We start from the raw sequence: 19,418 nt of genomic DNA, 5'->3' as shown, positions 1-19,418 counted from the left end.
CTTCGGCACGTCTGAAATCACCCGGACCTGCAGGTTCCGCTGGTGCTTGCTTGGACCGGTATCCAGCCCAGGGCCGCGATTGTCAAACCGCAGGCAAGGGTCGCGAGGTTTCAAGACTTTGCAGCAGCGATTTCCTGGATTCGACCAAGCGGGTCAAGCCGAAGTCGCCCCACTTTCTGATGTATTCCCCGACCTTCCCGTTCGCATTGTCGATGGCGATGTGACGCTTGCCCATCAGAACGCAGATGATATGCGCATGCAGGCGGTCCGAGACGATCATTTCGCCCTGGGACAGAAGCTTAGTGCCCTTGTCGATGGAGTTCCGGGCCAGGCGATCATACATCTTCAGCCGATATGACATCATGATCCTGGAAGATGAAAACTTGTACTGCAGCCTGCGCCGGAAAAGCCTGTCGATGGCACCCTCGTTTTCATAGAAATACCGGTCGATCCCTTCCCAATCCGCCGTGGGACCGTACTGGGACAGAAGATCGCGAAGGTCGGGGATCGAACTTTCCTTGTCTCGCCGGACAAGCGAGAATATTTCCCTTGTCGCAGTTTCCGCCGAATACGTGGGAATGCAGTGCGCCGCGTCGGGTGCCATATAGACCGGGCAATCAAATTCGCGCACAGCGAAATCGAAGGACGTCTGATCCCGAACGCAGAGGTGGAAATTCTTGTGCGACCCGATCAGGGATTTCGTCTCCTCGAGATGCTCGGGCCCCGAAAAGCAGATCGACTGGGGAAGCTGGACGATCTTCCTGTGGGGATAGTCCCGGATGATCCGCAGGCGGAATTCCTGGTGAGACGGCCACAGGTTTCCGAAATTCCCGCCGCCATTGATGAAGATGATGCCGTCCGTGCAGAACTTGTCGATATCCTTGCGATAGTCCTGCTGCGACGCGACATAGCGCGGGTCTTTCCTGAAGACATCGCGCAAGACCTGCCGTTGCCCCATCCAGATCGCGAGGTCCCCCATGTTGTTGTATGCAGGGTAATCGACCACCGAATAATTCCGGGCGTCTTCCCTGATATCTTTCAGGAAAGAGCGATAGATATCCAGCATCGCCCTATTCACGGAGGAGGACGTTCGTTCTTCTGCCATAACCCACCCGATAAAAAATTGATCTCAACAGCACTTATTTGTCCAGGGTATTCAGGACAGGCCGCCGGATTCAAACAGATTATATCAGGCGAGCGGTGTCCCCAGTGTCGTCAGGGTATAAAGGTATACCGGCAAGGTGATGGCAAGAAAAATCAGGTCATATGCCAGGCTGCCGATCCCGCTCTTGCGGGCCATCCAGATCGAGATAGCGTAGGTGACAAGACCACCCGCGCCGAGCCCGGTCAGCAGCCCGTAGATACCGTAGAAATGGGCGCCGATCACCATCAGCACGATTCGCGAGATCGAGAAGGCCCCCATGACGATCGAATGGCCGCGGCTGTTTCCGGCGGCCAGCATGGCATTCTGATAGGGCATGGACAGGATTCCGATGGCGCCGTTCAGGGACAGCAGGGCCAGGAAACTTCCAGCCATGGTGTAACGCTGATCATAAAGCAGATCGATCAGCGGCTGGCTGACGAAGCTCAGGACCAGGAAGCAGGGCAGGATGGCAAAGAGGCTGATCTTCTTGACCTTGTCGACCGGAGAGTTCAGCGGCCGCCCCTCGCGGTGAAGCCGGGCCATCGTGGGAAAGGCCACCTGGTCCAGGACCCGGCTGACCAGATCACCCAAGGCCCAGGCAATGGTCGACGCGAGGGTGATCATCCCCAGGATCTCGACGGGAACCTCGAAACCCATGATCGCGGTCGAGCCCTTGCCGCCCAGGTAGGTGAACAGCGTGCCCAGCAGGATCCAGCGGCCGAAGGTCACGATCTCGGCCATCACATCCCGATCGAAGGTCAGTCGGGGCCGATAGCGCGGCAGCCAGACATAGCTGAGGATCACGCCGAACAGCGCACCCGCGATCGATCCCAGAACAAGGGACCAGACCGATTGCAGCCACCAGGCAAAGGCGACATTGGCGCATGTCGTGAAGATCTGCGAGAACATGCCCAGCAGCGTCAGTTGCCGCAGTTGCATGTGGCGCCGGCACGTCGCTGCCGCAATCGAGTTCAACCCGCCGATCACCGGCATCACGGCAATGGCGCAGATGATGGGGAAAAGCTGCGGCTCGTCATAAAGCCGTGACACCGGCCAGGCGATCAGCAGCGTCAGCCCGCCGATCCACAGGCCGCGCATGGCCTGGATCGACCAGGCTGTATCCAGGAAGACCTTCTCGTCGCCGCGCGGGCTGCGGATGACCGACGGGATCGTGCCGATATCGCTCAGCATCGAGATGGCGCCGATGAAGACCCAGGCCAGGCTCATCAGACCGAAGACGTCCGGGGCCAGAAGCCGTGTCAGGACCAGGGTGGACAGCAGCCGGATGCCATAGCTGGCGACAAACCCGAAGGTGGTCCAGCTTGCGCCGCGCCCGCTGGTCGAACTGAGAAACTTGAGCATGAAGACCCAGCAACCTTGAAAACGCGATGGGGTGACGTTGTCGAAGGCAAGCCTTCTGGCCACCTCTGCGTCTGGCCCAGCTTGTGCCAAATTCCCGCTGCGGTGACCAGTGGGTGCGTGTCAGGCGTCATCCCGGGCCATCTGCCCGGGATAACGGGACGTTTCCGCCAGATTGGCGCTTAGGCCGCCTTCTTGCGGCGGCGCATCCAGGCCAAGCCGCCCAGGCCTGCCAGCAGCATCGGCATGGCAGCGGGCAGCGGAACGGGGGCCGGCTGCATCGCGTCCACGACCGTGCGGCCAAAGTCGGTATAGTCGGTGAAGAACCCGTCCAGACCCCAGGACAGCAGCGGCGTCATCATGGCAAAGGCTTCCTCCTCGCTCAGCGGGCGGAAGGTATAGGCATGGACCTTCAGGCCCAGGCCGTGCGCTTCGCGGATGAAGGCCTCGGTGATGCCCCCATAGCTGACGCCGACGCCGGTTGCGATCTGGGCGATGCTTTCCAGGTTGTAGAAGCCGTCGCTGCCGCTGACGCCATAGGCACCCTCTTCCTGGCGCACCGAGCCCAGCTGCGCCACTTCGGCGATCATGCCGTTCTGGCCCAGCAGGTTGCCCAGGTCGATCACGGATTCGCGCGCGAAGGATTGCAGGATCACCTTGTCGGTCGCGTCGGTGAAGCCGTGGTTCTTCAGGCTCTGGACGATCTTGGCGTTCTTTTCGGCATCGAACGGATGTTTCGATTCCGGATAGATGCCGACCGACGTGCCGTTGTCGCTGTTGTAGTCGGCCAGAAAGCCCAGGACCTCGTCCAGGGTGGGAACCTTGTAGGGATCGGCCATGCTGGGCGTGAAGCCCGGATAGGTCGAGTCGGGCTTGGACAGGGCGCCGGTCGGGTTGACCGTCAGGGACTTGATCTCGGCCAGGGTGAAGTCGCCGACGCGATAGCTGCCGTTGCGCTGCTCGAACAGGTCTTCGACATCGGTGGTGCGGGTCAGCGTGGAATCGTGCATGGCGACCAGGTGGCCGTCGCTGGTCATCTGGACATCTGGCTCGATGTAGTCGGCGCCCAGCCTGATGGCCAGTTCATAGGACCCCAGCGTTTCCTCGGGCAGATAGCCGCTGGCGCCGCGATGGGCGACGACGATCGGCGCTTCGCCCGTCAGTGTGTCATAGGTGGCGGCGTGGCCGGCCGGTGCCAGGATAGCCACGGCCGAAAGCCCGGCTGCGAATTTCAGGAAAGTCGCTCTCATGAATGTCCCCCATTGGTGTCAGGCCCCGGATGGGGCGCTGCGGGGGACATTTGAGGAAAAGGTTAACAGAAAGACGACATCACGTAACAGGCGGATGAAATTTTGCACGACATGCGAAATCACCGCGCTAGAAGCGACGTTCAGGCCGTGCAACTCTTTTCCCGACCGTCAGGTCCGGGGACGGATCATGACCGATCTTCTGCCGGTGTCAGATTCGACAGGGCAGGTACATTCAGAAGAAGACGCCACAAGGCCAGAAGCAGGCCCCCGACCGCCAGTCCAGCCCACCCCCCCGCAACATAGCCAAGGCCGACCATGCCCCAGGAAGCACCCTGCACAAGCAGCATACCCGAGGACAGGAACGATCCTGACACGGCGAGGAAAAGGACCAAGGCGATCATTTCAAGAGTCCCCTGTGCAGAAGATGCCCCATTCTGAGGCTTTGGCGGCCGATGACCAAGCAAGCATCAATTCAAGTTTGAAGCGTTTTGCGCTTGCCACCTCGGCATGCCCGCCACGATTCGTATATCCATAAGATAATAACAACCACAGCACGAATGAAGCCTTTTCTGGCGCAATTCGTGCTTGTGCTTGCGGCGGCATCACCCGCCGGACTTCGGCTCCCTCGGTCAGGTTGCGCCATATCAACTGGAAGTTGTTAAACTTCAGATAATTAACCAAGAAGCTTCCGCAACCTGACCGAAAGGATAAGTTCGCTCTTTTGCGGTTTTTGGCTACTCATAAACCCGTAGTTAGTGACCTCTTTAACCAGTAATCAGATGGCCATCTCCGACGACCCTGTGGTCTGTGCGGATGTCGAGGGGCTAATTTGCCTGTCGGATCTTCCCGATCTGGCCGAGCAGCCCCTCTGCTCCGTGGAACAGCCCTGCCTGAGCTTCTTTCCCGGCATGGGCTTCCGCCCCGCGGCCTGGGTCATGCAGCGCGATCAGTATGGCGACCGTGCCGTTCTGGTCGTGTCGGGCGACGACGCCTATCTGGCAAAGTATGACGGACCGGTGGATGCTTTCGCCTTCCTGCCCGACATGCCGATGCCCTTTCTTCCCGAACTGCCTGCCTCTGGCATGCATCTTTTGGCGACACCGACGCCGGGAGCAGCCCAGAACTATGGCAGAACCAGCGGATTTCCCGGGTTTTTCGGGGGCAGCGGCAGCGGCGGGAACGACAGGCCGGATGATGGAAAGCCGGGGCCCCGTCCCGACCCGGGGCCGGGTGACGACACCCATACGGGCGGAGGAGAAGATCCGGACCTGCCCCCGCTGGCGCCGGTGCCGCTGTCGGGGTCGGGGCTGTTCCTGGTCGTGGCACTGGCCGCGCTGATGCTGAAGGTCGGGCACCGCAGGCTGACCTGCCTTACGGCATGAAGTCGAAGCTGCGGCTCAGCCCCACATAGATCCGTTCCTCGTCATCGTCGTCGCGCAGCCCGCCGCTTTCGCGTGACCGGGTCACGTTCAGGCCGGCGACCACTGAGAAATCGCGCCCGATCGCGTGGGAATAGTTGATGTCCAGGGCCGTGCTGCGCGCATCCTCCTTGTCGCCGCGCTGCACTTCGCTTTGGCGGTAGAACAGGGAAATCCCGATCGAGGACTGTTCGGACAGTTGCCGGGAATAGCTGCTGCGCAGGCTGGTGTTGATCGCCTCGTTGCCGTCCAGATCCGAAATCGCTTCGCGCTGCAGGCTGGCGCTCAGGCTGGACAGGCGGCTCGGCTGGGTGGAATAGGTCAGCTGGAAGGTGGGATCGGGATCGCCCTCGTCCAGCCGGGTAAGACCGGCGCCGATGGCCAACTCATAGCCCGGTCGTTCGAAGCTGCGGCCGATCCGCACCCGGTCGCGTCGTCCCTTGGTGCCCGGATCGCTGCTCAGAGACAGGGTGACCTCGCCATCGGGCCGCAGATAGGTCAGCGACGACCGAACCGACAGGCCATCGCTCTCCTCGACGCTGCCATCCTGCTGATCCTCGCGGCGGGTATGGGCCTGCGCCAGCTCCACATCCAGGTTGACCAGGCGGTTGACCTGCATCGACGCGCCGGCGCCGAAGCGGTGGCTGCGCGTGTCGGTCCCCCCATCGCTGTCGGTCTCCAACCCCGAGGCCAGGATCCGGGCCCGGATCAGGGGCGTGGGCTCCAGATAGATGGTGCCGCTGCCTTCGACGGTGTTGCTGTCGGTCAGGTCGGGGTCGCTGGTATCCTTGTAGGTGCGGTCCAGGTAGCCCAGGTTGAATTCGCCCCCCAGCTTGGACTGGCTGCCGAAGGCATATCCCCCCCGCAGAGAGCTGTCGGCCCTGCGCCCGCCGTCCAGGGTGACAATGTCGTCGATGATGTCGTCGAAGAAGATCAGCCGTTCCAGGTCGGCATCGACATAGCGGCCCTGAACCTCGATCGAGGAATTACGCACGAAACGCCGATAAAGCAGCCGCGCCTGCCGGTCGCCGACGCCCAGGAAGTTGTCATCTTCCGGGTCGCCCTGGCGCAAGGGGGCCGAAGCCGAGAAGCTGAGGATCTGCGATCGCGTTCCCGTCTGCAGCGACAGGTCCAAGGGCGTCACGCCGATCAGGTTGCCGTCGTCGATCGACAGCTGCTGCGTGACCGTCAGCCGCGCGCGGGGCGCAAGATCCTCATCCTGCGCGGCGGCGGCCCGGGGAAGACATGCCGCCCCAAGAAGCAGGGCGGCCGCAAGGCGTCTGGAGGCCGGCGAAGCTGGCCGGGAAAAGGTCATTCGAACAGCCGTCTTTCAGGAATGATGATCACGTCGCCTTCGGCCAGGACCGGGTCCTGGGACATGGCGGCGCCGCGCATGATGGCGTCGTAGTTGATCGACACCACCTGGCCGGGCAGCGACGGACGGCGCAGCTGGATGCGCTTGGTCGCGGCGAAGGGGGTCAGGCCGCCGGCCTGGGACAGGGCCTGCAGGAAGGTCGTCCCCGGCGGCACCGTCTTGGCGCCGGGCGCCGAGGCTTCGCCCATGACATAGACGTTGATCAGAACCTCCTCGGGCGCCTCCATCGTCGGAACGGGCTCGAGCGGCGCGACCGACACGAAGACCGTGGGCGGCGAGGCCAGCACGCCCGACAACGATTGAGAGATGCGGTTGCTGATCGCGGTGGGCGATTGCCCCGCCACCTGCAGGCTGCCGGCATAGGGGAAGTTGATCGTCCCCCCCGGCAGCACCGGAACCGTGCGGTTCAGGGTATTGTCCTCCAGCACCTCGATCGTCAGCCGGTCGCCTGACCGGACGCGGTATTCCTGCGCCTCGGCGCCGGCGGTCCAGAACAGGGGCAGGCACAGGGCCAGGCCCAACAGCATGCGCAACAGGGTTTTCATCACGTCTTCCTTCCCTCTGCCGATCAATAAGGCAGATATGCCCACGACGGCGCAACTCTTTCATCTACTCCGCACCGGTTAATTCCCGGTTGACGGGACGCTGTCGCCCCAAGGCCACAAGAACCTTGGGGCGACAGCGCTCAGTTGGTTTCGCTGGCCGCTTCCGCCGCAGCCCCTTCGGGGGCGGCAGCCGCATCGGGGTCCGGCGCGGGCGCACGGAGGTTTTCCAGCGTCGTCCTGGCAGCGGTCACGGTGCTGCCCTGCAGTTCGCCTGCCAGTTCCAGGCCGCGGGCCAGCTGCGCCTCTGCCTCGTCGACGCGACCAAGGGCGGCCTGGACGATACCCAGATGCATCTGGACCGCCGCGTCCCCGGGCAGGCCCTCGGCCGCGCCCTGAAGATAGGGCAGTGCCGCCTCGCTGTCTCCGTTCAGGTGCAACAGCCAGCCATAGGTATCCATGAAGGGCGGCACCGTAGTGTTGCGCAGGCGCTGCGCCACGACGGTGGCGCGCGCGATGCGTTCGGGGTCGTCAGCGTGATGCGTCGCGATCAGGCTGGCCAGGTTGTTGGCCAGGATGATCGAGCTGGACTGCCGCGCATAGAGATCCTCGAAAATCGCAATGGCCCCGTCGACATCGCCCTCGGCCTCCAGCAGGCTGGCCTTGGCCCACTGCAGGTCAGGGTTGTCGGGCAGCTGCTCCAGGCTTGCGTTCACGGCCTCGACGGCGGCCGTGGCGCCTTCCGCCTGTGCAACCAGGCGCAGGCGCATCAGGTGCGGCGCCGGATCGGATGGCACATCGGCGATCAGCGCGTCCAGCACCTGCCGGGCACCGGCAGCATCGCCCCTGGCAGCGGCCAGCGCGGCCTGGGCCTGGCGGACCAGGCTGTTGTCGGGCTGATCCGCCAACAGCTGGTCCAGCTGGGACTGGGCGCTGTCAAGATCACCGGCACTCAGCCGGGCGCGCAGCAGGTCCAACTGCGTCTCGATCGACCCTTCGCCCTGCGCGGCCAGGTCCTGCAGATATTCAAGCGCGGCCTGCTGGCCGTCTTCCTGGCTCAGCTGTGCCACTTCCAGTTCGCGCGCGGCGCGGACGGCTTCGGGGCTGCCGATCTCGGTCAGGCGGTCGGTGACCCCCTTGGCGCGCGGCATGTCCGGCATTTCCAGGTAAACGCGCCCCAAGAGCGACAGCAGCTCGACATTGTCGTTATCGTTCTGCAGCGCGGGCAGCAGCGCGTCCTCGGCCGGACGAGTGCGCCCCTCGGCCAGAAGCGAGCGGGCATAGCGCAGCGTCTCGGACGGCGCATTGCCCGAGGCTTCGGCGGCACGCGCCAGGAAGTCGCGCGTCAGGTCGGACTCTCCGGCGCGGTAATAGGCGTCGGCCATCAGGCTCAGCGCCTCGGTGTCGTCGGCATCGTGGTCCAGGGCTGCGCGCAGCGCCAGGATGGCATCGTCCGTACGGTCGGCCTCGATGTCCCATCCGGCCTGCATCTTCAGTGCGCCGACATGGCCCGCTTCCTCGGCCAGAACCTGCGACACGATGGGGCGGGCCTCGTCGTCGCGGCCCGCGCCGGACAGCATCCGGGCCAGCTGGACCTGGACGTTGCGCCTCTCGGCCGAGGGTTCGGGCCGCTCCTCCAGCAGCGCCTGGACGGCCGCGATCGCCTCGTCCCGGCGGCCGGCGGCGTAGTCGGTCCCCGCCAGCAGCGTGCCGAAGACCATCGGGTCGCCGCCCGCATCCAGGGCCTTCTGCATTTCCTCGCGCGCGGCCTCGGGGCCGCGGGTCATCTCGACAAAGCGGATCAGGTCGATGCGGGCGGTGTTGTCCCCCTCGGGGGCGGCCTCGGCCAACTCGCGCAGATAGGCCTCGGCATCGCCCATGCGATCTTCCGAAACATAGAAGTTGACCAGGTTCGCCTTGGCCTCGACATCGTCGGGGAACTGGTCGATCGTGGCGCGCAGATGCGCCTCGAGGGCCGCCTTGTCGCCCCGCTCCGCCAGCCATGCCAGCCGCTGGCGATAGCGCAGCGGGTTGTCGGGCTCCAACGTGATCAGCCGGTCGATCAGTTCGCCCGAGCGTTCCAGGTCCTTGTCGCGCGCCGCCTGGTCCAGCAGGATATTCAGCAGCAGAACGTCGTCTGGACGCGTCTCGGCCAGGCTCATGGCGGCCTTCACCACCTCCTGCCGGGCCTCTTCGTCATTCTCGACGTTCAGATAGCGATAGGCCAGGTTGATGGCCTGCACGTCGGGATCGTCGGGCGCGATTTCCTGCGCGCGGATGGCGTGGCGTTCGAACTCTTCCTGCTGAAAGGTCTCGACCGCCAGGCGCGCCAGGGCGATGCGGGTCGGCAGATCGTCGGGATACTGTTCGGCCAGGCGCAGGTACTGGCTGTAGGCTTCGCTGGTGCGGCCCTGTTCGCGGTGCAGGTCGGCCAGCATCTTGCGGGCCTCGTAATGGGTGCCTTCTTCGCTGAAGACATTGCGCAGCTGCACCATCGCGCGGTCGATATCACCCTTCTGGGCCAGGTCGACGGCGGACTGGTAATATTCCTCGGCCTGCTCCTCGGAGGTCTTGCAGGCGGCCAGGCCAAGCCCCAGCGCCAGGGCAACAGACAGGCGAAGCCCGGCTTGCCGGCCTTTGCGGCGGGCAGGGCGGGTGACGTTATCGGCGGTCATGACAGGTGATCTCGTTACTCGGGCGCGGTCGCGGCCTTCTGGCGCTTGCCCGCGGAAATGGCCGCGGCTTCAGTATCCGGTGCCGCGCAGCACCACCTTAACCGTCCGGAGCAGGATGCCAAGATCATTCCGGAAGGACAGGCAGCGGTCATAGACCTCGTCATAGCGCACGCGGGCGATGAATTCGGATTCGTTGCGCGCCGAGATCTGCCACAGGCCGGTGATGCCGGGGCGCAGGCGGTGATAGGCCTTCCCGAAATAGAGCGGGGCCTGGTCGACCATCATCGGCCGCGGGCCGACCAGCGACATGGTGCCGTTGAGCACGTTGAACAGCTGCGGCAGCTCGTCCATCGAGCATTTGCGCAGGACGCGCCCGATCCAGGTCACGCGGGGGTCGCTCTTCAGCTTCTGCGTCCGGGCCCATTCCTCGCGTGCTTCGGAATTCTGCTCCAGATAGGTCGTCAGCTGCCTTTCGGCGTCCGCGACCATGGTGCGCAGCTTCCAGATGCGGAACACGCGGCCGCCCTGGCCGATCCGCTTCTGGGCAAAGAACGGGTTGGCGCCGTCGCAGGCGATGACCAGCGCCATCAGCAGGATCAGGGGCAGCACGACAGGTGCCGCAGCCAGGATCAGGAAGGTTTCGGTCAGGCGCTTGACGCCGTTGCGATAGATGCCCCCGCGCGCGGCGTGGCCCAGGGCCGGGACAAGGCGAGGTTCGCGAATAAGGTCGTGTGCAGAGAAGGCAGGTTCGAAATCTGTTGCCCGTATCGTCATCGTCGAAAACTCCTCTCCCGCAGGAGAACTTACCGTGGACACTTGCTGACAACCGCACCCGGAAGAACTTGAAGCGACCTACACATGCCACCGTCCATCCTATGCCAGCCCGTGCACGCTACCACGCCATTTCGACAATCTGAACCGCAACTTTAAAGATTGATTAAAACTTTATCGGTATGTCGGGGGGGCTGGTTCTATTTTCCGGGACCGACATTACGATTAAGTTGCATTTAATTATTTATAATCTACTTCAGGTTGCCAACGGCTGCAAAAACCTCGGCATCCATTAAGATTTGATTCGTGATAGGCCTCCGGGCGTGCCCCTGTTTTTAGACAGTTACGTGACCGCCCCTGTCTGGTCGGACAGGGCATCGCAGGCTATACAGGGCACGCATCATCCACGGAGCCAGTCGTGAGCCAGTTCTATCTTGATCACTACGGCTTCCGGGTCCGTCCCTTCTCGATCCTGCCCGATCCCGCGATGCTGTTCTGGTCCGACCGGCACCGCAAGGCGTTCACCGTCCTGGAATACGGACTGATGACGCGGGCGCCCCTGACCGTCGTCACAGGCGAGGTGGGAACGGGCAAGACCACGCTGATCCATGCCCTGCTGCGCCAGACCGATGCGCAGATGCGGGTGGGGCTGATCTCGAACGCGCGGGGGAACCGGGGCGACCTCTTGCGCTGGATCCTGAACGCCTTCGACATCCCCGCCCCGTCCGAGGCCGACTATGTCCGCCTGTTCCAGACCTTCCAGGACTTCGTGCTGTCAGAATACGCCGCCGGCCGGCTGGTCGTGCTGATCTTCGACGAGGCGCAGAACCTGGGCGCCGAGATGCTGGAAGAACTGCGGATGCTGACCAACATCAATTCCGGCACGGATGAGCTGCTGCAGCTGTTCCTGCTGGGCCAGCCCGAACTGCGAGAGATCATCACCCGCCCCGAACTGCGCCAGTTCGCGCAGCGGGTCAGCGCGACCTTTCACCTGGAAGGTTTCGATATGAAGGGCTCGGCCGACTATATCCGCCACCGGCTGGTCCAGGCCGGCGGAAAGGGCCATGAAATCGACGGCGCGGCCGCCGCGCGCATCCATGCCGAGGCGGCGGGCATCCCGCGCATGATCAACAAGATCGCGGACCTGGCGCTGGTCTATGGCGCGGCGGGGGGCCATCCGGTCGTGACGTCCGAAGTGATCGAGGAGCTGATCGCCGACGGGCTGATCCTGACGGCGCAGCCTGCCGAACGCCCGCCGGCCCGCCTGGTCCTCGCGCGCGAGGCCGAGGTCAAGCGCGACCTGTCCTGACGGATCACCCCCTGCGGGCGCGCAGCGCGTCAAGCGCCTGCCCCGGCAGGATCGCGAAGCAGCGGGCATAGCGGCCCGCCAGGCGGCGCGGGCTGCTGGCCAGCCGCCACAGCCATTCCGCCGCGATCCGCCGCACCCATCGCGGCGCCCGCGCCTGCGTCCCGGCCAGGAAATCCAGCCCTGCCCCGATCGACATGAACCCGGTCTGCGGCAGGCGGGCGGCGGCATGGGCGGCGAAAATCTCTTGCTTTGGGGCGCCAAGCGCCAGCAGGCAAAGCCCCGCGCCCGATGCGCCGATGTCGCGGATGGCCGCGTCGGCTGCGGGACCCGCCGGATCGAACCCCATCGGCGGCGCGATGCGGGCAACGATGCGCAGCCCCGGCGCATCGCGGCACAGCGCCGTCGCGGCCGCGGCCAGAGCCTGCTCGGTGGCGCCGAACAGCGCGACGGGGGTTTCCGTCTCGGCCGCAAGACGCGTCACCGGACCGACCAGGTCCGAGCCGGGGATCAGGTCGACCCGCCGCCCCGCCAGGCGCGACAGCCACACCACCGGGTTGCCGTCGGCGGTGACATGGCTGTGGGCCCGATAGGCGCTGGCGAAAGCTGGATTGCTGCGCAGCTTGACCAGGTGATCCAGGTTCAGCGTGGCCAGCGCGAAGCCGCGGCCGCTCTGGAAGTGCCGCCGCAGGTCGGCCAGCAGGGCGGGCAGCGTCGCGACATTGACCTGCAGGGCCGTGCCGGGTTGGTGTCGTGCGGACCAGTCGATCATGGCAAGCCCCGTTCATTGGCAGTCGCATCCCTCATAGCCCGAAGACCCGAAGGCCGGAAGGGCAGGCTTGCCCGGAATGCCTGCCGTTGCGTCAGGTCGGAAAATCGCGGGCGACGGAGAAAGATAATGTCACTTTTGCCTAAACAATGGCTTTCGATCCGCTCTGCATGCTGGCCAAATCTTGTCTGTCAGGACTATACAACCCTTGTTCCAGTGGAGAGTTTGACGAAGTGACTTGGTATCCCGAAAGCAGCATCAGAGGCCGACCGCTGTCGCCACGGGGCTGCCCATGATCGACATCCGTTTTTACTGGTCGCTTCTCTTGCGGCGCCTGCCGGTGATGCTGGCGCTGGTGATCGTCTGTTCGGCCTTCGGGGCGGTCTCCGCCATACGGGCGCCTTCGACCTATACGACCTCGGCGCGCCTGCTTGTCCAGGATCCGCAGATCCTGCAGGAAGACGGCGGCCAGACCGGCGGTGCGCAAAGCCTGGACATCATCGAACAGCAGTTGATGACCCGCGCCAACCTGATCGACATCGCCAACAAGCTGAACGTGTTTCCCGCCGACCTGGAACTGAGCGTCGACGAAAAAGTGCAGCGCATGCGCTCCAGCGCCTCGATCAACCGCAGCGGCGGGCGCGACCAGGCCACGATGATGACGGTCAGCTTCACCTCGCCCGATCCGCGGGTCGCGGCGGCGGTGGTCAACGAATTCACCACGCTGGTCCTCAGCACCAACACCCGCAACCGCGTAGGCCGGGCCGAGGAGCGGCTGAGCTTCTATCAGCAAGAGGCCGAGCGGCTGAGCGCCGACCTTGACCAGCAGAACGCCCGCATCCTGGATTTCAAGCGCCAGAACGCCAATGCGCTGCCTGAAAACCTGACCTACAACCAGAACCGCCAGTCGCTGCTGCAGGAACGCATCTCGCGCCTGGAAAGCGAGATCGCCAGCCTGAACACGCAGCGAGAGGACATGCTGCGCCTGTTCGAGGAAACCGGCAGCATCCGCCAGTCCGCCCAGCCCGCCACCCCCGCCGAACAGCAGCTGGCCCAGCTGCGTGCCGAGTTGAACAGCGTCCTTGGCATCTATACCGAGGACAGCCCGCGCGTCAGGGCGCTGCGCAACCGCATCACCGCCGCCGAAGGCGTCGTGCAGGCACAGGTGGGCAGCAACCCCGAAGAGGCGACGGGCAATTCGCTTCTGGACGTGAACCTGTCGCAGATCGACACCCGCACCACGGCGCTGCAGGCCGAGCTTGACCAGGCCAACCGCGAGCTGGAGCTGATCCAGGCCGCCGTGGCCGCCACGGCCACCAATTCCATCGCGCTTGGCGCGCTGGAACGCGACCAGGCCAACATCCAGGCCCGCTACAACGCGGCCGTGGCCGATCTCAGCCAGGCGCGCACGGTGGAGCGGATCGAGGCGTCCTCGCGCGGGCAGCAGATCACGGTCCTCGAGGCCGCGACCGTGCCGAACCGGCCCTCGGGACCGAACCGGCAGAAGATCGCGGCCATGGGCATCGGCCTGGGCCTGGGCCTGGCCGGCGGCTTCTTCGCAGTGATGGAGATCCTGAACAACGCCATCCGCCGCCCCGGTGAACTGCGTTCGCGTTTCCAGATCACGCCCCTGGCCGTCATCCCCTATATCGACACGCGGCACGAACGGCGTCACCGCCGCATGGTGGCGCTGTCGCTGATCGCTGCCGTCCTGGTCCTGATCCCGCTTGGGCTGTGGGGGCTGCACACGCAATACATGCCGTTGGACGTGCTGGCGCAGAAAGTCGTCTCGCGCCTCGGTTTCGGCTGATTGCCGGGAAGGTCCTCATGGAAAAACTGCAAGCCGCGCTCGAGATTGCCCGCCGCCAGCGGGCCGCCCAGGGCCAGGCGCCCGTGGCCCCGGTCGAAAAGCCTGCCCCGCGCCCCGACGGTCGGGACGGGCTGTGGGCCGCCCTGGGGCCGGTCGACCTGACCCGCAACACGCTGATCCAGGCGCGCATCCTGTCGCAGGACGCCTCGATGGAATCGACGCCCTTCGACGTGCTGCGCACCAAGATCCTCTACCAGATGCGCCAGAACGGCTGGCGCCGGCTGGCCGTCACCTCGCCCATGCCGCGGGCCGGCAAGACCACGACCTCGGTCAACCTGGCGCTGGCGCTTGGCCGCCAGCCGGAACTGCGCACGATCCTGTTCGATTTCGACCTTCGTGCGCCCACGGTCGCGCAGAAGCTGGGCCTGGGCGACGCGCCGTCGATCACGCCGCTGCTGCGCGGAGAGACCGATTTCTCCGACCATGCTGTCCGCGTGGGGCCGAACCTGGCCTTGGCCCTGTCGGGTGTTCCCGATCCCGATCCGACCCGCCTGCTGATGGCCGACAGCACCCGCGACGCGCTGTCCCGGATCCAGGCCGACTATGATCCCGACATCATGATCTTCGACCTGCCGTCGATCCTGATCGGCGACGATGCGCGGGCCTTCCTGCAGCACGTGGACTGCGCGCTGATCCTGGCCCGGGCCGACCAGACCCGTTATGGCGATTTCGACAGCTGCGAACGCGAGGTCGCGGAATATACCAACGTGCTGGGCGTGGTGCTGAACGGCTATCGCCACAGCGACGGAAAGTTCGACGCGGAAGGCGCTGGATGAGCGACCAGGCCCTGACCGCCGAAATTCCCGTCCAGGGCTGCAGCCTGAAGCCGTCCCGCCTGATCACCGCCCGGTCCTTCCTGACCGACCGCGCCGTTGCCGACTGCGAGGAGATCACCCTGCCCGGGCGTCAGGTCCCGGGCGGCACCGTCCCCTATGGCCGGGTGGACCGCATGGCCGCCCCCGCCTCCCGCAAGGGCTGGCGCGCGCTGCTGCGCCGCCGCCCCGGCCCGGTGCCGTTGCAGGGCGATCTGGGCATGGACTGCCGCTTCGTCAGTCCGGAAAACTGGTCCCATTTCCTCAACCTGCACGCCCCCCTGGCGTTCGAGCTGATGCGCCGGCTGGACCTGCCCCCCGGTGGGATGACCCTGATCCTGCCGGCAGGGACGCCGGGCTTCATCCTGAAGGCGGCGGATTACCTGGGCCTGCGCACCCAATGCGCAGACGGGGCGGTGACCGGGCCGGGTGCCGCCTTCGGGTTCAGCCGCAACATCACCATCCCCGACCGCCGCCGCTGGCTGAAGGCGGCGGGCGTCATCGACCAACTGTTCGACGGCCCCCGCCCGGACCTGCCCCGGCACCTGTTCCTGTCCCGGCGGGGCGCGCGCAGCATCTCGAACCAGGCCGAGATCGAGAGCGTCCTGGCGCCCCGCGGCTTTGCCACCGTCTACCCCGAGGACCTGTCCCCGGCCGACCAGTTCCAGCTGTTCAACACGGCCGAAACAATCGTCGCGATCCATGGCGCGGGCCTGGCGCCGCTGCTCTATCGCCATCCCGACGCGCCCCTGCGCCACCTGGTCGAGATCCTGCCCTGCGGGCACATGACGGATTTCTATCGCCTGATGGCCCAGCAGGTCGGCTGCCGGTGGACCGGGGTGCGCGGGCGGCTTAAGCCCGAATATGTCCGCCCCGCCTATGACCTGTCGGCCCCGATCTATCGCCAGCATTCACTGGACAGTTTCGAGGTCGATCCGGTGTCCCTGGAACGCGCGCTAGAGGGCTGATCTCAGCGGTTCAGCAGCCGCGCGATCCGCCCGCCGGTGCGCTGGCTGCCGAACCGCCACAGCTGCGTTCCATAGAGCCGCGCCGTTGTCAGGCAGGCGGCCGCGCGCCCTTGCCACCCGCTGCGCAGATAGGCGCGGTGCCAGGCCCATTTCGCCCGCTGGATATAGTCGCGCGTCCAGGGCTTGCGCGAGGTATAGTGCAGGATGCCCGGATCGCCGATGTCGGCGGCCTCGGGCTGGCCCATGCGCAGGATCTGCTTGTTCCAGCGCGGGTGCAGGTGCCCCCAATGCCCCGCAAGCACCGCGTTCAGCGCATCCTGGTCGGGAAACCCCAGTCGCTCGCTGTGGCACTGCAGGAAGTCGCGCGTGCGGGCGGAAACGTCCTGACGGCGCCATTCGGCCATGTTCACCAGCATCACGCCGGCGTTGAAATAGCGCCCATCGGCGGGGGCGGTGATTTCTGGAAATTTCTTTAGAACGTAATTTTCCAAGTCATCGTCCGTGCCGTTCTGGACCGCCCAGACCGCCTTGTCGCCCAGATCGATGTCCCACAGTTCCGAGATGTCGCGTTCGACCACAATATCGCAGTCGATATATAGCACCCGGTCCACCTGGGGCGGGAACAACTGTGGCAGCAGCAGACGGAACAACGTGACGATTGAATAATGGCGGAAGTTGATGCCGTCGAACTGGGACGTATCGATTTCCCGCCAGACTACCTTCGCATGCGGATGCGACGAGGCCAAAGACCGTTCCGCCCGCGCTTTGTTATCCGCCGAAATCCCGTCCGAGATGACATGCACTTCCACGGCGACATCATGGCCTGCATGAAACAGCAACGAATGCGCCGCAACCGTCAGGGGCATGGCATAGGCGTCGTTGGCGCACATCATTACATGCAGGGTTTTCATGAAGGCTCCTTTGTGTCGCGGGCGTGTCGTGCGACATTCTCTGTCTAGACTTTCAACTGCGCCGCGCAACCATCCACGAAGCCGTTCCGGTCCAGATAATCGCGGCAGGCCTGGAAGGCCGTTCGTGCGATCTGTTGCAAGGTGTCGGGATCGGCCAGGGCGCGGCGGACCACGTCCTCGAAATCGGCGAAATCCCATCGGACCGGCAGATAGGTCTGACCGGGCCGATAAAGGTCGGGCTGACTGTCCAGATGCCCCATGTCGGGCTTGACCAGGACGGCACCGGTCATGAAGGCCTCGATGTCGCGCCAGCACAGTTCGCCATAGCCGAAGGGGCTCCAGCAGAGCTTGGACTGGCGCATCTCGTCCAGGAAAAGCGCCTGGTCGATCCGCTCTCGCGGGGTGGTGACGATGCCGGGCAGGTCCTGCGTCACCCGGGCGGCATGTTCGCGCATTGCTTGATACCAGGGCGTGCCTTTCGTGGCGATCCGCGCATGCAGGTCGATGGGACGGTTCTGCAGGTCGGGGGGCAGGCCCTTGAAATGCGGCATCAGGTGCGGCGCGGTCAGAAAGTTCGGCATCAGCCCCAGCCGGTCCAGAAGGGCCGGCGGCACCTGCCAGTCCACCACCTGACCCGGAATGCCATAAAGGGTCATGTAGTATTCGGTCAGGTTCGTGTCGCCAAGCCGCGGCGTCAGAAAGTCGCTGCGGTCGCGGAACAGGCCCTTGCGCAGATAGAGATCGACCAGCGGCTCCAGCGTCTTTCCGAAGCGCAGGTCGACATGGGCGAAGCTGTCCAAGAACACCACGCGCGTCGGGTCATGACGGGCCCGGTAGCGGGCGATGGCATCGGCCAGGCGGTCGACATCCTCGGTGAACCAGGGCTGGATCAGGACGATGTCGGCCGCAGGGGCGCTGGTGTCGAAGATCCGATCGATGGGCAGGGCCCGCAGGTCGACGCCATAGCGGCCCGCCAGATCGGCGCCGTAATGGAAATAGGGATAGATGCTGGCCCAGCAGATCCGGTTCGGGTGGTGAAGGATCAGCACCCGATTCCGGGCCCGCCGCGAAAAGCCCGCCGCCAGGACAGACCGCGCGATCGGCTGGTATCTGCGGTCAAGACGCCGGCGGGCGGCATGGGCCCGGAGGCTGTGGCCGAAGCTGGGCAAGGTCGATGGTCCTGTCGTCACTCTTGGGCAGGACCATAGCAGCTTGATGCGGCAAGCCCAGCCAAAGCGACCGGGATTTCAGACCCTTTGCCGCTTTTGCCCGCGGCGCAGCATCGCCAGGCCCGCCAGGCCGACCGGCAGCAGCAGCGCAGGGGCCGGCAGCGGAACCGGCGCCGGCTGGGGCTGGTCCTCGAGCACGTCGAATTCGCCGCGCAGGACGAACCAGGTGGCCAGATCGCCGCTTTCGGTGGGTACGTTGACGGCGAACTGCAGCAGGTCATAGTCCAGCGTGCTGCCGGGCGTCAGGCCGCCACGGAACCAGCCGGTGGTGCCGTAAAAGATGCTGAGCGGGTCCGTCGGGTTGGCGTCCAGCGTGGCCCCCGTCGCGCAGTCCAGCCCGCCCAGGTTGCAGGACAGAACGCCGCCGTCGGGGCCGTCGTCGATCGTGGCGGTCAGGCGCAGGACCTCTCCGACCGCGAAATCGAACAGGCGGGGAAGACCCCAGATGTCGTCTGCCTGTTCAAGCACGCCGCCCAGCATCTCGGGCTCGTCCGGAAAGAGGACCTCTCCGGAAGAATTCCGCACGATGGTATTGTAATACGTGTGCCCGGCAAAGCCGAGCCTGACATCGATGTTCTGAACGGACGCGGCCGAAGCCATCGAACCGAAAAGAACGGCGATCAAAACAACCACAAGTCTATACGCACGCATGATGCAGTTCTCCGCATATTCACGAGATCAGTCCTCGGATATCCTATTGCTATCAACTTGATGCGAAAAAGAATACCGGGCTTTAAGAACAGCCTGCCCCGCCAGCGGGGCCGCGTCATGATACTGTCATGGAAGCCACCGGTGGGTTCAACCTGTCAGCGCAACATCTTTGATCCGAGATGTTCTGGAGGGACCCGCGATGGCACGAACCGGTCGCCCGGGCTTGTCGCATGATCAGAAGACCGAACTCTGGCGCCGTTGGAAGGCCGGGGAGACGCTGAGTGGTATCGGGCGGGCTTTGGGCAGGCATGCCGCTTCGGTGTTTGGCGTTGTCGCGGCAAAGGCTGGCTTTGCACCGGCGCCCCGAT

General features: G+C 64.8%; 17 protein-coding genes and 1 pseudogene. 6 read left to right on the top strand and 12 right to left on the bottom strand.

All coding sequences use genetic code 11. The annotated features are described in order from the left end of the window. Positions 1-82: 82 nt before the first annotated feature. From OC159_RS10570 to OC159_RS10555, 4 genes are all read right to left on the bottom strand, one after another. Positions 83-1,066, bottom strand: a complete 984-nt coding sequence (locus tag OC159_RS10570; protein WP_265501117.1) for a polysaccharide pyruvyl transferase family protein — start codon at positions 1,064-1,066, stop codon at positions 83-85. A gap of 123 nt (positions 1,067-1,189) precedes the next feature. Next, complete coding sequence (locus OC159_RS10565) at positions 1,190-2,506, bottom strand: oligosaccharide flippase family protein (RefSeq protein WP_265501116.1); 1,317 nt, start codon at positions 2,504-2,506, stop codon at positions 1,190-1,192. A gap of 179 nt (positions 2,507-2,685) precedes the next feature. Continuing rightward, on the bottom strand, positions 2,686-3,753 hold the full coding sequence (locus OC159_RS10560; RefSeq protein ID WP_265501115.1) for a glycerophosphodiester phosphodiesterase family protein: 1,068 nt from the start codon (positions 3,751-3,753) through the stop codon (positions 2,686-2,688). Between the two features lie 402 nt (positions 3,754-4,155). After that, positions 4,156-4,434, bottom strand: coding sequence for a hypothetical protein (locus OC159_RS10555; RefSeq protein ID WP_265501114.1), 279 nt, complete (start codon positions 4,432-4,434; stop codon positions 4,156-4,158). Between the two features lie 98 nt (positions 4,435-4,532). Between OC159_RS10555 and OC159_RS10550 the strand changes: the two genes are divergently transcribed. Beyond that, a complete protein-coding gene (locus tag OC159_RS10550; RefSeq protein WP_265501113.1) occupies positions 4,533-5,135 on the top strand; it encodes a hypothetical protein in 603 nt (200 codons plus the stop codon). On the opposite strand, the gene OC159_RS10545 is transcribed toward OC159_RS10550, so the two are convergent. The 4 genes from OC159_RS10545 to OC159_RS10530 all read right to left on the bottom strand — a co-directional run bounded on the left by OC159_RS10545 (position 5,125) and on the right by OC159_RS10530 (position 10,537). After that, positions 5,125-6,486, bottom strand: a complete 1,362-nt coding sequence (locus tag OC159_RS10545; protein ID WP_265501112.1) for a hypothetical protein — start codon at positions 6,484-6,486, stop codon at positions 5,125-5,127. The two genes, OC159_RS10550 and OC159_RS10545, sit on opposite strands and share 11 nt — an antisense overlap. Beyond that, positions 6,483-7,091, bottom strand: a complete 609-nt coding sequence (locus OC159_RS10540) for a polysaccharide biosynthesis/export family protein (protein WP_265501111.1) — start codon at positions 7,089-7,091, stop codon at positions 6,483-6,485. The genes OC159_RS10545 and OC159_RS10540 overlap by 4 nt, the downstream gene beginning before the upstream one ends. Before the next feature lie 140 nt (positions 7,092-7,231). After that, the gene (locus OC159_RS10535; protein WP_265501110.1) at positions 7,232-9,763 is read right to left on the bottom strand and encodes a tetratricopeptide repeat protein; all 2,532 of its coding nucleotides are present in this window, start codon (positions 9,761-9,763) and stop codon (positions 7,232-7,234) included. 69 nt (positions 9,764-9,832) lie between these two features. Next, positions 9,833-10,537, bottom strand: coding sequence for a sugar transferase (locus OC159_RS10530; RefSeq protein WP_265501109.1), 705 nt, complete (start codon positions 10,535-10,537; stop codon positions 9,833-9,835). A gap of 415 nt (positions 10,538-10,952) precedes the next feature. Between OC159_RS10530 and OC159_RS10525 the strand changes: the two genes are divergently transcribed. Then, complete coding sequence (locus OC159_RS10525) at positions 10,953-11,843, top strand: ExeA family protein (protein ID WP_265501108.1); 891 nt, start codon at positions 10,953-10,955, stop codon at positions 11,841-11,843. A gap of 4 nt (positions 11,844-11,847) precedes the next feature. Here OC159_RS10525 and OC159_RS10520 read toward each other — a convergent pair whose 3' ends face one another. Then, a complete protein-coding gene (locus OC159_RS10520) occupies positions 11,848-12,612 on the bottom strand; it encodes a WecB/TagA/CpsF family glycosyltransferase (RefSeq protein ID WP_265501107.1) in 765 nt (254 codons plus the stop codon). A 289-nt stretch (positions 12,613-12,901) separates the two neighbouring features. Here OC159_RS10520 and OC159_RS10515 point away from each other — a divergent pair, with 289 nt between their 5' ends. The 3 genes from OC159_RS10515 to OC159_RS10505 are packed head-to-tail and all read left to right on the top strand — an operon-like array spanning position 12,902 to position 16,259. Continuing rightward, positions 12,902-14,419 (top strand): GumC family protein, encoded by a 1,518-nt coding sequence (locus OC159_RS10515; protein WP_265501106.1) that lies wholly within the window; start codon positions 12,902-12,904, stop codon positions 14,417-14,419. 17 nt (positions 14,420-14,436) lie between these two features. Continuing rightward, positions 14,437-15,255 carry a CpsD/CapB family tyrosine-protein kinase gene (locus OC159_RS10510; RefSeq protein ID WP_265501105.1) on the top strand — a complete coding sequence of 273 codons (819 nt, stop codon included), beginning with the start codon at positions 14,437-14,439 and terminating at the stop codon, positions 15,253-15,255. After that, the gene (locus OC159_RS10505) at positions 15,252-16,259 is read left to right on the top strand and encodes a glycosyltransferase family 61 protein (protein WP_265501104.1); all 1,008 of its coding nucleotides are present in this window, start codon (positions 15,252-15,254) and stop codon (positions 16,257-16,259) included. Before OC159_RS10510 ends, OC159_RS10505 begins: the two co-directional genes overlap by 4 nt. A 2-nt stretch (positions 16,260-16,261) precedes the next feature. Here the strand turns inward: OC159_RS10505 and OC159_RS10500 are convergent, their stop codons facing one another. The 3 genes from OC159_RS10500 to OC159_RS10490 all read right to left on the bottom strand — a co-directional run bounded on the left by OC159_RS10500 (position 16,262) and on the right by OC159_RS10490 (position 18,999). Continuing rightward, entirely contained in the window at positions 16,262-17,170 is a 909-nt protein-coding gene (locus tag OC159_RS10500; RefSeq protein WP_265501103.1) for a glycosyltransferase family 8 protein, read from the bottom strand. A 44-nt stretch (positions 17,171-17,214) separates the two neighbouring features. Next, positions 17,215-18,219 (bottom strand): glycosyltransferase, encoded by a 1,005-nt coding sequence (locus OC159_RS10495; RefSeq protein WP_265501102.1) that lies wholly within the window; start codon positions 18,217-18,219, stop codon positions 17,215-17,217. 198 nt (positions 18,220-18,417) lie between these two features. After that, entirely contained in the window at positions 18,418-18,999 is a 582-nt protein-coding gene (locus OC159_RS10490) for a hypothetical protein (protein WP_265501101.1), read from the bottom strand. A gap of 250 nt (positions 19,000-19,249) precedes the next feature. Here OC159_RS10490 and OC159_RS20355 point away from each other — a divergent pair. Then, positions 19,250-19,418: pseudogene (locus tag OC159_RS20355) on the top strand (IS30 family transposase); the annotation flags it as partial.

The sequence above is a fragment of the Paracoccus beibuensis genome, assembly GCF_026162625.1.
GTDB classification, from domain to species: Bacteria; Pseudomonadota; Alphaproteobacteria; order Rhodobacterales; family Rhodobacteraceae; genus Paracoccus; species Paracoccus beibuensis.
The sequence above is the reverse complement of the archived record's forward strand: the minus strand, read 5'-3'. Positions and strand labels throughout refer to the sequence as shown.